The sequence below is a fragment of the Bacillus sp. S10(2024) genome, from assembly GCF_050473865.1.
Taxonomy (GTDB): Bacteria; Bacillota; Bacilli; order Bacillales; family Bacillaceae_G; genus Bacillus_A.
Window position 1 is genome coordinate 725804 of the sequence record NZ_JBFLUR010000002.1, and the last position, 13752, is coordinate 739555.

The window sequence follows — 13752 nt, forward strand, 5'->3', positions numbered from 1 at the left end:
CAATATCATTTTATATCTTTTAAGTTCAATATATCTAATCACTATTTTATTAAAAGAAACAGCTAAATGAATCAATCTAAAAGATGAAATTCAAGTGGAAATCCTACAACTTTTGTCGTAGAATCCCCACATATCACCACATTCTCATCCAGTTACTATCTTTAAATAGGCCCTACACAAAAATTTTGTTTTTCTACAGTTAGTTATAAGGATTCATCTTACTTTTTCTTTTTGGGATTGCTCTGTTTTTTTTAGTTGATGGGAATGGGAGAATTACAGGATTTTATTAATGTTCTAAAAATCCTAGAGCAATATCCTATTGTTAGCTCGATTCGAGTGATTATAGATGTACTGGCAGGAGGGAAGGGAGAGAGAAAATTTTTTTTTAAAACGATGGGGTTACTAGAAGAAAGAATGTAATTGTTGAGGTTTATTTAATAAGTGGGAAGAGGTTAATATTATTGAAGTTGAACGAGAAAGTCGCTCTCTATCGATTTTGATTTTATCTTCATCATTAATCTTGTAACTGATAGTGGTACTTGGACCAGCAAATCAATGATAAGTATTGAAGAACGAGGTGTTACGATAGTGAAGACAAAACATAGTAATAAAGGGGGTAAGCATGAAGCTCAAATTTTACTAAATAAATTATTGTAGAAGGGATTCTACCAAAAAATCACGAAAAATATACTCTATGACATGTATTCTCTTTTTATTGAATAGGGACGTTGAAGAAGAATTCCTATTTGATTTCAAAAGTGTAGTCCTACGCACCTTTAAGTCGTCACGAGTTTTAGTAATTCTTAATTACTTCAATAATTTTATTTGAAAATTACTTGAAATTCATTAATTTATAGTTAATTATTTTAAAGTGATTGCTGACGGTTTTATTACATATCCAAATGCTCGCTTTGCTTTTGAAATGTTAAAAGAACTGAAAGTCCTTTAAGAAATATAGTAATAAAATGACTTTATTATTCTTATGAACATTGAGATTTTAACAATGCATGAAATTAAGCATGTTTTGTCGATGTAGTAAAACTTCAGTAATGTTACGCCACTGAAGATCCGGATTGTGGAATAAGGACATTGAATTAAATAACAATGTATCTGAAGAAGGAGTCATATTTTCATTAGTTGAATTATTTAGTGAAAACTTTTTAATGGTTACAATACGCGCTAAGGAGGATTTGGAATGAACAGAATGGAATCGTTACTTCAAAACTGGGACTTTTGCTACGATAAAGAAGATTGGTATCCGCCGCTCACTGATGCAATCAAAGCGCTTACGGCGGAGCAAGCAGATTGGCGCCCGGCTGGCGAGCATGCGAACACGATTTGGGAGACAGTTGAGCATTTGATTTTTTACAAGGAACGGTTGCTCAAAAGAATTACCGGTGAGGAATCGCAGTATCCGGAAGGGTTGACGAATGACGATACGTTTGCAGTCGCTTCGAAAACAGAGAGCGATTGGGAAGCCACGCAAAATAGGCTGAAAAGCGTCCATCTTGGCATCCGTGAGCGTATTGCGAATTTAAGCGTTGACCAATTGCAAGCTCTTGTTACTAATCGCCCATTAGACGAGTGGCTGAACAGCCTCATTCTCCATGACGCTTATCATACGGGCCAAATTATCCTGATCCGCAAGTTACAAGGCTCTTGGCCATCGCGCCGCTCTTTTGAATAGGACGAAAAATTGCACTGCAGTTCGAGAACGTGGGGGCCTATATATCACGAATTACATCAAATATTTGTCGAGCTATTTGACGAAATGTCGGCAACGGAAAAAACGTCTCCTAACAGCAGCTTTAGCACAGATATGTTACTTGACGGCATTAAGCAGCAATTCCTATTTATTCAAAGAGATGAGCGCGGTTATTTACCTGAGGGAATTGCGGAACAGCTCTGTTAACATTTATTTCTGGTTTACGGGTTTAAAACAAATAAAGTAGGTCTGCCTTGAAAAAGTTAAAATAGGATGATTGAGCTAACGAATAAGATACTTGAATGACAGAAAAAAAGCAGGCCAAGACTGAATTATTCCAGTTATGGACTGCTTTTTGTGATGCTCTCACAAGAATACATGTAAACAATGTGCAGAGCCCTATATTTCAAGGTTTTTTCACATTCGAGTACAGATAACCGCGAAATGTTGGCAGGACCCCATGCTCATCAACCTAAGATTTTGAAATAACCCAAATATGAAAATTTGATATCTCTACGGTTATTTATGAGAACTTAGCTCATTTTTTTCGTTTTGGGGAAAGTTATTCTGATTGGGTTGATGGGCATGTATGGTGACCACAATTAGAAGGTATATCATTTGAACATTCTATTATATAACCATTTTTAGCTGTCCAACTTAATAGACCCTTCCAAAAGTTCTCACAGACATTAATTATTTGTTTGGGATCAGAAAGATACCCATACATCACCATTTTGCAAAGTACATCAAATCCTTCTGGCTTATCTGTAAAAGCTATAGCCTCAGGCAATACTTGAGCTGACGTCGTAAAATATCGTTTGTTGTGTAATCCTAAAATCATCGCACCTGTAGTTGCTATTTTTATAGCTAAAGTAGGTAAGAATGTTTCAGGTCCTTGAATTTCTATATTTCTTAATTTCCCAATGTATTCGTACATTTCTTCAACTAATGTTTTACAAATCGCTTCTTGAAAAATTGTGTGATCTACAGAACTTGCTTTTTGTCTTAACTCTTGGAAAAATTCTTCAGGATCATATATTGGTAGTATTGTGAAGAATTGTCCATGAGTAAGAGGCCATTCTTCTTCTACTGTAGTGGCTTCTTCTACAACATCAGCTGCACTATCGAAGTTTACTTCAGCCTTCCAATTACCTGCTGTCCATTCATAGCTATAGCTATCTTCTAAAGAATGCAAAATACATTTTATTTCAATATCTGAAAATGGACCATCTGTTTTTCTAGCCAAAGAACCGTAGATACCAATAGCTTTAACGTTTGAACCGTACTTTTCTAATATTTGATTTGCTATCGTATAAGCGATTTGCATTCTTTCTTCTCTTGTAACTTTTCTTGGACCAATCATATATATTTCTCCTTTTTTATAAAAATATTGAATAAAATCATATATAAATGGTCAAGGAGGTCCGCGGGCTTAACGAGGGATTTTCTCTGATGTCATTTAAATAAACCACCTTTCTAAATTTATAATATATACAAACCGATAAATATAATAACATCCATTTTATGAATTTAATTGTAAATTTTTTAGAGCGTTTAGTCAAAGTAGAATATAAAGAACTCATTTTTGTTAGAACATGTAAGAATAATTGTTGAGAAAAATTTTCACATCTTCAAAAATAACAGAAAATTCAGTAAAATATTATCTAAAATAGAGGAGGTTTTTTATGAGGAGATACGTAAAAGTAATGCTTTCTATTTTACTTATTATTAGTTTATTTTGGTCGCCTCTTGAATTAAAAGCAGAGGAACAAAATCAAAAAGAACCGATTGTTCTTATTCATGGTTTAGGTGGTTGGGGCCGTGATGAATTGTTTGGTTTTAAGTATTGGGGCGGTTTTAAAGATATCGAGACAAATTTGAACCGACAAGGGTATAGAACATATACAGCTTCGGTTGGACCATTTTCAAGCAATTGGGATCGTGCAGCAGAGTTATATTCGTATTTAAAAGGTGGAACAGTTGATTATGGAGAAGCACATGCGAAAGCGCATGGACATGCCCGTTATGGAAAAACATATTCAGGGGTATATAGCCAATGGGATAATCAACATAAAGTTCATTTTGTAGGACATAGCATGGGTGGTCAGACGGCAAGGGTTTTATTGCAACTATTAAAGGAGGGAAGTTTAGAAGAACGAGAGTATTATAAACAACATCCAGAGGTAGGAATATCTCCGTTATTTGAAGGGAATAAAGATTGGGTACGGAGTGTAACAAGCATTGGTACGCCACATAACGGTTCTACGTTTGCGGATGAAGAAACGATGTCTTCGTTTATTAAAGAATTTGTAATAAAGATTGCTAGTTTATCAGGTAATAATCCGGAAACATTTGGCTATGACTTTAAATTGGAACAATGGGGATTAAAGCGAAAACAAGGAGAGAGCTTCTTGCAATATGCGGATCGAATGCTTAATAGTTCTGTTTGGAAAAGTAAAGATATTAGTGCATACGATTTAACGACAGCTGGATCTAAAGAGCTTAATCGATGGGTAAAAACATATGATGATGTATATTATTTTTCTTATACAGGAGATGCGACGTATCGTTCATTACTGACGGGATATTCTGTACCTTTGTTGACGATGAATCCACTGATGTACTTGTCTGGCTTACATATTGGAAAGTTTACACGAGGATATGCAGAGCCAAGTATTAATGAAAAATGGTGGCCGAATGATGGACTTGTTAGTGTTGTTTCGTCACAATATCCGATAGGACATCGAAATCAGCTGTATGCAGGAAATGCTCAAAAAGGTGTCTGGAATTATACCGTGACAAAATATAATTGGGATCATATCGATTTTATTGGAATCGATCTTGCGGATACCTTGGGGATTAGTGATATATATTCGTTTTATAATGAAGTGGCTGGGAATATTTATCGTTTACCATTGAATTAGAGGGGGTACCACACATCCATCAACTAAAGAAATCTCTTGTTCCACAAAATATTAGCTTGATCGTGATGTGGTGCTACTCCAATTAGAGGAAGGAAATTAAAATCCCCTTCATTCATATATGGAGGGGATAAAAATATTATAAAAGTTTCGTCAGAATTGCTTTTGCTAAATCTATATTCATGACATGTTTCATAGCTTGGCCTATTCACCTTTCTTAGTTATCTACAAATCTTCCATTATATTACTTAATATAACGTGTTTTCCCTACTTCCTTTTGAATGTTTTATAAACAGTTTTTAAGATAAGAAGTGATGATTTCAAGCAGTTTGGATTGCATGAAATGGAGGATTTTGATAGTAGTTTAACGAATACAAATCTAAATATATAGAAAAGAATGGAGAAATACATATGATACAATATCCGTTTTTACAAAAAGGAGCAACGATTGGGGTAACGGCACCTTCTTCTGGTGTAGATGAAGCGTTACATAATATGTTTAAACAATCTTGTGCAAGTATGGAAAGAAAAGGCTATACAGTCGTTTGCGGAGAAACAGTTTGGACACAAAAGAAAGCGAAGTCTACTAGTGCGAAAAAAAGAGCAAATGAATTTATGGAAATGATGCAAGATGAGGACATTGATATTATTATTCCGCCTTGGGGGGGAGAACTATTAATTGAAATTCTAGAAGAAATTGATTTTGAAAAGATAAATAAGAAATGGTTATTGGGATACTCAGATACGAGTGTTTTATTATTAGCGATAACTTTAAAAACAGGAATAGCGACTGCTCACGGAACAAATTTCGTAGATGTAAGAGGCGAATATTCTGATGATACAACAGCAATGTGGCAAAGTGTGTTATCAACGGAAGCTGGGGATTCAATCACTCAGTATTCTTCAGAGAAATATCAAGCGAAATGGCAACATAATAATCCATCACCGTGTGTGTTTCACTTAACAGAAAATACAAATTGGAAAACACTTTCGAATGGTAATGTGAACATTACAGGTCGATTGCTTGGTGGATGTATCGATGTGATTAGACACCTCATTGGCACGCCATTTGGTAACTTGCAAGAGTTTAGGAAGAACCATTTTCATGACGATCCACTTATTTGGTATTTTGAAAATTGTGAGTTAACTACTACTGATTTACGACGTACGTTGGTTCAAATGAAACTGGCTGGTTGGTTTGATAATTGCTCAGGTATTTTATTTGGACGCAGTGCTGCCAATCATCCAGTAAATGAATATACCGCTGAAGATGTATATGCAGAACTTACTAATGAGCTGCAAATTCCAATTATTTATGATGTAGACTGCGGTCATAGGCCTCCGCAAATTACATTTATAAACGGGGCGTTTGCAGAAGTTGAAGTAGAAGAGGGTAAAGGAGTAATTACACAGCATTTTAAGTAGAAATGTAGAAAGGAACTGACATGAATGGAATATAGAAATATCTTAGAAAAATACCCAACACTCATTGCAGAACGATTATGTTTACGACCGTTAACAATACAAGATGCTGCTGATATATTTGAATATGCTTCAAATCCAGAAATTGCGACGTATACAGTATGGTATCCGCATGGAACTTTACAGGATTCACAAATATTCGTACAGTCGATCCTAGATCAATATGAAAAGGGAGAAATGGCGGCTTACGGAATAGAACTGAAAAACGAAAAAAAGATCATAGGGACGTGCGGTTTTATCGAGTAGGACAAAAATCATCATAAGGCGGAGCTAGCGTATGCATTATCGCCAAACTATTGGGGACAAGGCATTGCGACGGAAGCAGCAAAAGCATGTATTCGATATGGATTTGAAGTATTACAGTTAAACCGTATTGAGGCAGGCTGTCATGCTAGTAATGTACAATCAGAACGAGTGATGAAACGACTAGGAATGCAGTATGAGGGAACGTTGCGTAAAGATATGTTTGTGAAGGGAATATATCGAGACACGAAAATATATGCGATTTTGCGAGAGGAATATAATATACAAAAGAGAGAGTAATAGAGAAACAATTTATCAAGACCTAAAATGTAAAAGGTCATGACTATTATGTGATATCTTTTTACTTATTGGATCTGTTCCTTATTCATGTTGATATTTACTAAAAATACAAAAAATCTATTTCAATCCTGAATGATTTGTTAAATTACTACATTATTTAATTGAAAAAAGTTGCGACGTTTCTATCAAAGAATTCTAAATGAGATGTGTTGTATAATAAAAGTAGGGATAGTTTGGAATATAGTGTAAAAATAGGAAGTTGAAAGAGGGGATTAATGTGGCATTGATAGTTCCGAAATGCATCTACTGTAAGGAAGATATTAAAAAGGACGAACAAGCATTAGTAATCGTACCCTATCCTAAGAGAAAAGGGTTTACAGAAATTAAAGCCTATTTAAATTTAGAGGGGAAATTTATTTGCGAGAACTGTAAAGACAAATTTAATATATAATCAGGGCTGTTTTTAATGATTTTCTTATTGAAATTATTAATCTTTTTTATAAAAAATTTATGTATAAACAATAATCCCTCTATATTTTGTTTAATCTTTGTTCAAAAAGTAGAGGGGCTTTTTAGGATGGAATCAATGTTATAAATTACTTTTTAATCAAACTTTATTCAAAACCAACAGAAGGAATTAGGTTTTAAAGTTCATTCTCTTTTTATAGAGTACATTTCCGTTTAAGTTGTAATTTTTTAGTAAAGGACACGCCATAAATAAAAGGTAGCGTATGATTCCCAGTTTTTCCATGGAAACGATATTTCTAAGATTTCATCTTTCGTAGGCTTTCGGTTCATATTACGTAATATTTTTATCGAATTAATAAGGCCCACATCATCGATTGGAAAAGCTGTCTGAAACCTGAGGCAGCGCATTAGAACATAATTGGCTGTCCAAGGACCGATTCCTCGTATTTTAATTAAGTTTTTTTCAGCATCTGTAAAGTTCATTTTCATTAATTTTTCCCTCGATAATTCTCCACTTGCCATTAATCTGGCAATTCCAATGATATATTCACTTTTTTTTACCGTCATTTTAATATCTGCTAGGTCGGTAGGTGTTAACTGTGCAATTCGTTCGTACGGTGGGAACACCCAATACTTTTTATCATTCCATTCGATGGAATCGCCAAACCCTTCTACAAATTGCTTCTTTAAGGAGTACGCGAAGGCTAAGTTAATTTGTTGCCCTAAAACTCCCCAACATAAAGCTTCAAATAAATCGGGAATGCCGACAACTCGCAATCCATAGAATTTTCGGGCAGGCATTTTAAGTAATGGGTCTGCTTTTGCCATTTCATAAAATGGTGTTAAATCGTTATCAAGATCAAACCATTCATGAATATATTTTACAATCTCTCCCCGTTTCCACTTTTCAATAGGTCTAGAATCATTTAGGAATTGAACAACCATTTGTTTATTATTGATTACGCTTACCTGTACTAAGGACCGAATTTCCCCAATCGCTATAACTTTTGTAATTATATCGTTCTCTATTTCATACATGCATTCATTTTTTTCCCTTGTTAGATAGCCTAGGTTAGCATTCATGTCGAAATTTTCAGGTAATGTAATTGCAATAACATCATTGACTTCATGCCATGTCACTTTTTCATTCTCCTCATCTCATTACGATTTTCTATACTATTTACAAAAAAAATTATAAGAAAACTCACACTGATTGAAATTTTACTTTATCACATAATAATCTTTATTAATTTTGTTATCTTGCTATTACATTCTAAACACCTTATTTTTTTCTATTTATGAGGTTATAGTGTTAGTTATCAAGAATGCTAAATAGGAGTGGGTAAAAATGGTCCAAGATATAAAAACACGTGTCGAAAACTTAAATTGGGATTCAATTCAAAATGAATTAGATGAGCAAGGATTTGCAAAGCTTCCGGTGATTTTAACAAAAGAGGAATGTGAATTCTTCATAGAATTGTATTGTGAGGAAGAGTCATACAGAACGATAATCAATATGACGAGATATCGCTTTGGGGATGGGGAGTACAAATACTTTTCCTATCCATTACCTGAAATCATCCAAAGTTTAAGAGAGTCCTTTTATCTAGAATTGGCCAAAACAGCCAATCGATGGTTGGGTTATTTAAAGAAAACAGAACAGTTTCCAGATCATCTTCAAGATTTTTTGAACACCTGTGAAAAATATGAACAAACTAGACCGACACCTTTAATATTAAAGTATGAAACAGGCGGGTTTAATTGTTTGCATCAAGATTTATATGGCGACATATTTTTCCCGTTTCAAGTAGTGTTTGTATTAAATCAACGAGATAAAGACTTTTGCGGTGGAGAATCTCTATTAGTGGAACAAATTCCTCGTGCTCAGAGTAGGGGACATGTAATTACTTTAGAACAAGGCAGCGCGCTGATCTTTCCTACTAACCATAGACCTGTTCTAGGTAAAAAAGGATATTACAAAAATACGGTTCGTCACGGAGTAAGCACGGTTACCGCTGGAGAACGATACGGTCTTGGAATCATTTTTCACGATTCTAAATAAAGTGAAACTTTAATCAGTGGGGTTTTTCTTCATCCCCCACTGATTAAAAGCCCTCATCAATCGGGCTTTTACGGGTAGTTTATCTCCCGCCTAACTTCTTTGCTTTTGCTGAATTTTGAGGTGGGAGTATTACTGCTCGTTAATGCGGAATAAAAATTAAACTTCAATATCTTGCTATTCCATTCCTAGAATTGTACATTCTGAATTTATAGGGAGTATATTGTAAGGAGAGGTGAGATAAATGCTGGATAGTATCAATAACGGACATAAAGAGAGCCATGATCATAGAATTTCGAATGATATAGAAATGATAACAGATGAAAAGTGGCAAGCAATTATAAATAATGATGCAGCGTACAATAATCAATTTTTCTACGCTGTAAAGTCGACAGGGATATTCTGTAAACCATCCTGTAAATCTCGCGTTCCGAAAAAAGAAAATGTATGCATTTTTCCAAACGCAGAAGAAGCTCTCGGCGCAAATTTTCGCCCTTGTAAACGTTGCAAGCCCACTAATGAAAATCTGCCTGATAGCGAGTGGGTTGATTTAATTACTGAATACATTGATAAAAATTTCACAGAAAAATTAACTCTAGAATCGTTAGCAGATATTTGTCATGGGAGTGCGTATCATATGCATCGAACATTTAAAAGAATTAAAGGCATTACGCCGGTTGAGTATATACAACAAGTTAGAGTACACACGGCTAAAAAGTATTTGATTCAGACAAATAAAGCGATTGGAGATATCGCCATATGTGTGGGGATGGCTAACGCGCCTTATTTTATTACTTTATTTAAAAAGAAAACTGGACAGACACCAACACAATTTCGTCAAATGAGTAAAATGGAGGGAAAGTACAATGGAAACAAAGAATAAACCAACCCTTTATTGGTCTTTATTAAAGTTTAAGGATTGGAATTTTTATATTGCTTCAACTACAAAGGGGCTTGTGTTTGTAGGTTCACAGAACAAACCATTCGAGGAATTGTTCGAATGGGCTAAGAAACGCTTTCCAGGAAGTTCTCTGGTTGAAGATGATGAAACGCTTGAACCCTATGTCGTTGAAATGACTCAGTATCTAGAAGGAAAGCGGAAAACCTTTACTGTTCCATTTGAGTACGTAGGTACGCAATTTCAGCTAGCAGTCTGGAATGCACTTTGTGAAATTCCTTATGGACAGACGAAATCCTATTCCGACATTGCAAATGATATAAATAAACCAGCAGCTGTTCGTGCTGTAGGCACGGCTATTGGGGCTAATCCGGTATTAATTACTGTACCGTGCCATCGTGTAATAGGAAAGAATGGCTCATTAACTGGCTATCGGGGCGGATTAGAAATGAAGACACTGCTCCTGGATCTGGAAAAGCGAGCTTCATCTAGCAATGAGTAATTATTGCTAGATGAATGGAGGTTCCGTCATGAAAAGTGAATTATTCTATAAAAGTCCGAAAACCATTCTAAATAAAGGGACTGGCTTTCTTTCTGGATATACTCATTCACTAAATCCTTATACAGGCTGTTCATTTGGTTGTTCCTATTGTTATGTACGCGAAATGCCTGTATCTCTTTTTCGGAAGGGGAATGGGGAAATTGGGTCGATGTTAAAAAAGGAGCTGCGAATTTATTAAAAAAGGAACTTTATCACGCCAAAGCCAAAGGGAATGTAACCATTTTTATGTCATCAAGTACAGACCCGTATCAACCAATAGAGCATAAGGAAAAAGTGACGCGATCTTTACTAGAAGTTATGGTAGAAGATCCCCCTGACTTCCTATTAGTACAGACTAGAAGCCCACTTGTAAGTCGAGATATCGATTTGCTGCAACATTTTAAAGATAAAGTTCGAGTAAGTATGACAATTGAGACAGATTCGGAAACGATACGTAAACATTTTACTCCAAAGGCCCCCCCAATTCAGGTGCGCTTTAAGATATTGGAAAAATTAGTAGGAATACCGACCCAAGTTGCTATAGCCCCCATCTTACCGAGTGGGGAATATTTTCCTGTTAAATTGAAGCCATTCGTCGATCGGATATGTATTGATGACTACTTCATGGGCGATGGCAGGGGTGGAAAACGCACAAGAAAACTTGATATTGAGAAAAAATATGCCCAAATTGGTTTAGAAGAATGGTATGGACCACATGTAATTAAAAAAGTATATAACCGATTTATTGAAATCTTTCCGGAAAATCACGTTTATGTGAGCCAGGCTGGGTTTGAGCCGTAAAAAAATAGGAAGTGATTGCATGTATAAAGATTATGAGAAAAGTGCTGAAAATAGAAAAAAGACATTCACCCTGTTGGGTGCCGATATGCATCCATATTAAAGTGATACACCGGGAATTTTTGGTGGGTATCGACCGAGTAAATTATATGGAAGATTAGATTGTCCCTCAGCGCTTAGAGCTATAACAAAAGTTAAATACTGCATGTTTTTTGCTGATGAACAGATGGCTATATCAGCAGGTTTTAGGCCATGTGCAGTTTGCATACCTGAAAAATATGCACGATGGAAGAAAAAGAAATGATAAGAGGGCTAATGAAAATGTTTAAAACGCATGACGAAATTTTGGATTATTATGATATTGAATCAGTTCGAATTTTTTGTAAATAGAATCGCAGTGATACATAAACGTACACTTTTCATATGCAAACTTATTTTTCATGTTGTCTCAATTTCATTGACCTCTTTATTTTCCTATCCCCGTTTCATACTGCGGATAATACTTTTTGTTTCTTTATCCACACGATTAGATTCCGTAATTTTTTGCAAGGCTTTATTATATGTAAAATCATCGAGCATGTTGTTTCTTAAATATTCCATTGCTAAATCGGGAAGTTTCACATAACAGATAGAGACAGCCCACGCAACCGCCATTTTGGCATAAAACCCTTCATGCTTTACACGATCCAGGAGGTTGAGCACCCTTTCGATGTATTCAGTCTCGATATAAAAGTCTAGGAGCATAACCACTCCAAATCGTATCTCATATTCTTTCTTAGAAGACAGATAGGGCTGTAAAAACTCCCATACACGTTCTTTATTTTCCTTTGTAGATTTAAGACCTATACAAAAGCTGTCACAGACCGACCAATTATCAATTTTCGGCACGAACGAAGCCACATAAAACAGGAGTTCTTCAATATCCGTCTTAACATAGCCAATGACCATACCTTGCAGCATGATTTCCTCAAAATATTCATCTTTTGCAGTTGCAAGGTAAGTGTGCCAGTCCCCCTTTGCAATTTTTTTAGCTATTTTACGAAGCTCTGGCAGCCGAACACCTAATACATTGTTAATAGTAGGTATAAGTGCGGCCGAAAACTTCTGATAGTCTGTATCAATGAGTTCAAAGATTTGTTTTCTAATTATATTTTCCATTCGGGCTCTCCTATTTATTTGATTTCTTTACATTTACTATTTGACAACCTCACTATAACTGATTATTTTCTGGAAAAGTCAAGAATTGAATATAACAGCAAGATATCGAAACAATATTATTAGTTACTTTTAAATATTCCCTTGTATAAATAAAACTGGATAAATAAAAGCTGACTAATAATAATTCATTGGAAGAGCGTTAAACCTTCAAATTCTCCGAGAGTTCGGTTTTTATCCCACTCTTCTTAACGTAATATGAGATAGAGAGAAAAATTATGAACCTCGATTCCAAAGTGAGTCGAGGTTTTTTATGCAAATAGTTAAAATACAATAAAGAACAGTCGTTGATTGAATTCTCTTAAAAAACCGAATAAAAAGAAAAATATGATATATTTATACTATCCAATCATTTTTAAGGGAGATGGGGAACATGACAAAGGAAAACCGAACAGCTGAAAATAAGGAACTCACGATTTTTAACCACATTGGAAACACAATTGTAACGGAAGATAGAGAAATTCAAATTATTTCAAGAATAGAAGAGCCTCTTATTGTCGTGTTAGCAAATGTACTAAGTGATGAAGAGTGTGAAATGTTAATGGGAATGTCTAGGAATAAAATGAAACGTTCTAAAATTGGTGTTTCGCGCAATATAAATGACATGCGGACGAGTAGTGGTACGTTTTTAGAAGAAAGTGAGGTCACTACTAGAATCGAAAGACGAATCGCTTCGATCATGAATGTTCCTATTGAACATGGAGAAGGGATACAGATTTTAAAGTATACAGTTGGCCAAGAATATAAAGCGCATTATGATTTTTTCGCAGAAAACAGTGCGGCAGCAAATAATAATCGTATGAGTACCCTTGTCATATATTTAAATGATGTAGAAGAAGGCGGAGAGACTTTCTTTCCCAAACTCAACCTTTCTGTATCTCCGAAAAAAGGAATGGCGGTATATTTCGAATATTTTTATCAGGATACATCATTAAACAAACTCACTTTACATGGCAGTGCACCTGTTATCAAAGGTGAAAAATGGGTTGCGACGCAATGGATGAGAAGAAGGCATTTATATTAAAATATCACTCTGAGCTGTGATTTGAAAGAACTCCACACCGTCAAGATAAGCTTATTTGGTTTCTAAAGAGTATTTCTTCATAAAAACTGCACCTCCAA

At 35.1% G+C, this 13752-nt stretch carries 13 protein-coding genes and 2 pseudogenes; 12 read left to right on the forward strand and 3 right to left on the reverse strand.

Features of this window, described 5'->3' with window-relative positions:
* Nucleotides 1-1195: 1195 nt before the first annotated feature.
* Nucleotides 1196-1687, forward strand: a complete 492-nt coding sequence (locus AB1280_RS03720) for a DinB family protein (RefSeq protein WP_429754914.1) — start codon at nucleotides 1196-1198, stop codon at nucleotides 1685-1687.
* 9 nt (nucleotides 1688-1696) lie between these two features.
* A complete protein-coding gene (locus AB1280_RS03725; protein WP_429754915.1) occupies nucleotides 1697-1912 on the forward strand; it encodes a hypothetical protein in 216 nt (71 codons plus the stop codon).
* A 355-nt stretch (nucleotides 1913-2267) separates the two neighbouring features.
* Here AB1280_RS03725 and AB1280_RS03730 read toward each other — a convergent pair whose 3' ends face one another.
* A complete protein-coding gene (locus AB1280_RS03730) occupies nucleotides 2268-3068 on the reverse strand; it encodes an ANT(4')-I family aminoglycoside nucleotidyltransferase (protein ID WP_429754916.1) in 801 nt (266 codons plus the stop codon).
* 322 nt (nucleotides 3069-3390) lie between these two features.
* Here AB1280_RS03730 and AB1280_RS03735 point away from each other — a divergent pair, with 322 nt between their 5' ends.
* From AB1280_RS03735 to AB1280_RS03750, 4 genes and pseudogenes are all read left to right on the forward strand, one after another.
* Nucleotides 3391-4629, forward strand: coding sequence for an esterase/lipase family protein (locus tag AB1280_RS03735; RefSeq protein WP_272191218.1), 1239 nt, complete (start codon nucleotides 3391-3393; stop codon nucleotides 4627-4629).
* Between the two features lie 408 nt (nucleotides 4630-5037).
* Nucleotides 5038-6051, forward strand: a complete 1014-nt coding sequence (locus tag AB1280_RS03740; RefSeq protein WP_272191217.1) for a S66 family peptidase — start codon at nucleotides 5038-5040, stop codon at nucleotides 6049-6051.
* Between the two features lie 24 nt (nucleotides 6052-6075).
* A pseudogene (locus AB1280_RS03745) lies at nucleotides 6076-6651 on the forward strand (GNAT family N-acetyltransferase).
* A 277-nt stretch (nucleotides 6652-6928) separates the two neighbouring features.
* Nucleotides 6929-7102, forward strand: coding sequence for a Fe3+ hydroxamate ABC transporter substrate-binding protein (locus tag AB1280_RS03750; protein ID WP_272191215.1), 174 nt, complete (start codon nucleotides 6929-6931; stop codon nucleotides 7100-7102).
* 245 nt (nucleotides 7103-7347) lie between these two features.
* Here AB1280_RS03750 and alkA read toward each other — a convergent pair whose 3' ends face one another.
* Nucleotides 7348-8259 carry a DNA-3-methyladenine glycosidase II gene (alkA, locus tag AB1280_RS03755; RefSeq protein WP_429754917.1) on the reverse strand — a complete coding sequence of 304 codons (912 nt, stop codon included), beginning with the start codon at nucleotides 8257-8259 and terminating at the stop codon, nucleotides 7348-7350.
* Between the two features lie 208 nt (nucleotides 8260-8467).
* Here alkA and AB1280_RS03760 point away from each other — a divergent pair, with 208 nt between their 5' ends.
* The 5 genes and pseudogenes from AB1280_RS03760 to AB1280_RS03780 all read left to right on the forward strand — a co-directional run bounded on the left by AB1280_RS03760 (nucleotide 8468) and on the right by AB1280_RS03780 (nucleotide 11719).
* A complete protein-coding gene (locus AB1280_RS03760) occupies nucleotides 8468-9181 on the forward strand; it encodes a 2OG-Fe(II) oxygenase (RefSeq protein WP_272191213.1) in 714 nt (237 codons plus the stop codon).
* Nucleotides 9182-9422: 241 nt separating this feature from the next.
* A complete protein-coding gene (locus AB1280_RS03765) occupies nucleotides 9423-10061 on the forward strand; it encodes a bifunctional transcriptional activator/DNA repair enzyme AdaA (RefSeq protein ID WP_429754918.1) in 639 nt (212 codons plus the stop codon).
* Nucleotides 10045-10578 (forward strand): methylated-DNA--[protein]-cysteine S-methyltransferase, encoded by a 534-nt coding sequence (adaB, locus tag AB1280_RS03770; RefSeq protein WP_429754919.1) that lies wholly within the window; start codon nucleotides 10045-10047, stop codon nucleotides 10576-10578. Before AB1280_RS03765 ends, adaB begins: the two co-directional genes overlap by 17 nt.
* 28 nt (nucleotides 10579-10606) lie before the next feature.
* A pseudogene (locus AB1280_RS03775) lies at nucleotides 10607-11418 on the forward strand (SPL family radical SAM protein).
* A gap of 115 nt (nucleotides 11419-11533) precedes the next feature.
* Nucleotides 11534-11719 carry an Ada metal-binding domain-containing protein gene (locus AB1280_RS03780; protein WP_429757261.1) on the forward strand — a complete coding sequence of 62 codons (186 nt, stop codon included), beginning with the start codon at nucleotides 11534-11536 and terminating at the stop codon, nucleotides 11717-11719.
* Between the two features lie 170 nt (nucleotides 11720-11889).
* On the opposite strand, the gene AB1280_RS03785 is transcribed toward AB1280_RS03780, so the two are convergent.
* The gene (locus tag AB1280_RS03785; protein ID WP_429754920.1) at nucleotides 11890-12573 is read right to left on the reverse strand and encodes a DNA alkylation repair protein; all 684 of its coding nucleotides are present in this window, start codon (nucleotides 12571-12573) and stop codon (nucleotides 11890-11892) included.
* 430 nt (nucleotides 12574-13003) lie between these two features.
* Here AB1280_RS03785 and AB1280_RS03790 point away from each other — a divergent pair, with 430 nt between their 5' ends.
* Complete coding sequence (locus AB1280_RS03790; RefSeq protein ID WP_272191208.1) at nucleotides 13004-13654, forward strand: 2OG-Fe(II) oxygenase; 651 nt, start codon at nucleotides 13004-13006, stop codon at nucleotides 13652-13654.
* Nucleotides 13655-13752 lie beyond the last annotated feature (98 nt).

Coding starts and splice junctions, on each gene's coding strand:
- AB1280_RS03760 (WP_272191213.1), top strand. CDS start 8,468: ATGGTCCAAGATATAAAAACACGTGTCGAAAACTTAAATTGGGATTCA.
- AB1280_RS03740 (WP_272191217.1), top strand. CDS start 5,038: ATGATACAATATCCGTTTTTACAAAAAGGAGCAACGATTGGGGTAACG.
- AB1280_RS03730 (WP_429754916.1), bottom strand. CDS start 3,068: ATGATTGGTCCAAGAAAAGTTACAAGAGAAGAAAGAATGCAAATCGCT.
- AB1280_RS03735 (WP_272191218.1), top strand. CDS start 3,391: ATGAGGAGATACGTAAAAGTAATGCTTTCTATTTTACTTATTATTAGT.
- AB1280_RS03785 (WP_429754920.1), bottom strand. CDS start 12,573: ATGGAAAATATAATTAGAAAACAAATCTTTGAACTCATTGATACAGAC.
- AB1280_RS03765 (WP_429754918.1), top strand. CDS start 9,423: ATGCTGGATAGTATCAATAACGGACATAAAGAGAGCCATGATCATAGA.
- AB1280_RS03720 (WP_429754914.1), top strand. CDS start 1,196: ATGAACAGAATGGAATCGTTACTTCAAAACTGGGACTTTTGCTACGAT.
- AB1280_RS03790 (WP_272191208.1), top strand. CDS start 13,004: ATGACAAAGGAAAACCGAACAGCTGAAAATAAGGAACTCACGATTTTT.
- adaB (WP_429754919.1), top strand. CDS start 10,045: ATGGAAACAAAGAATAAACCAACCCTTTATTGGTCTTTATTAAAGTTT.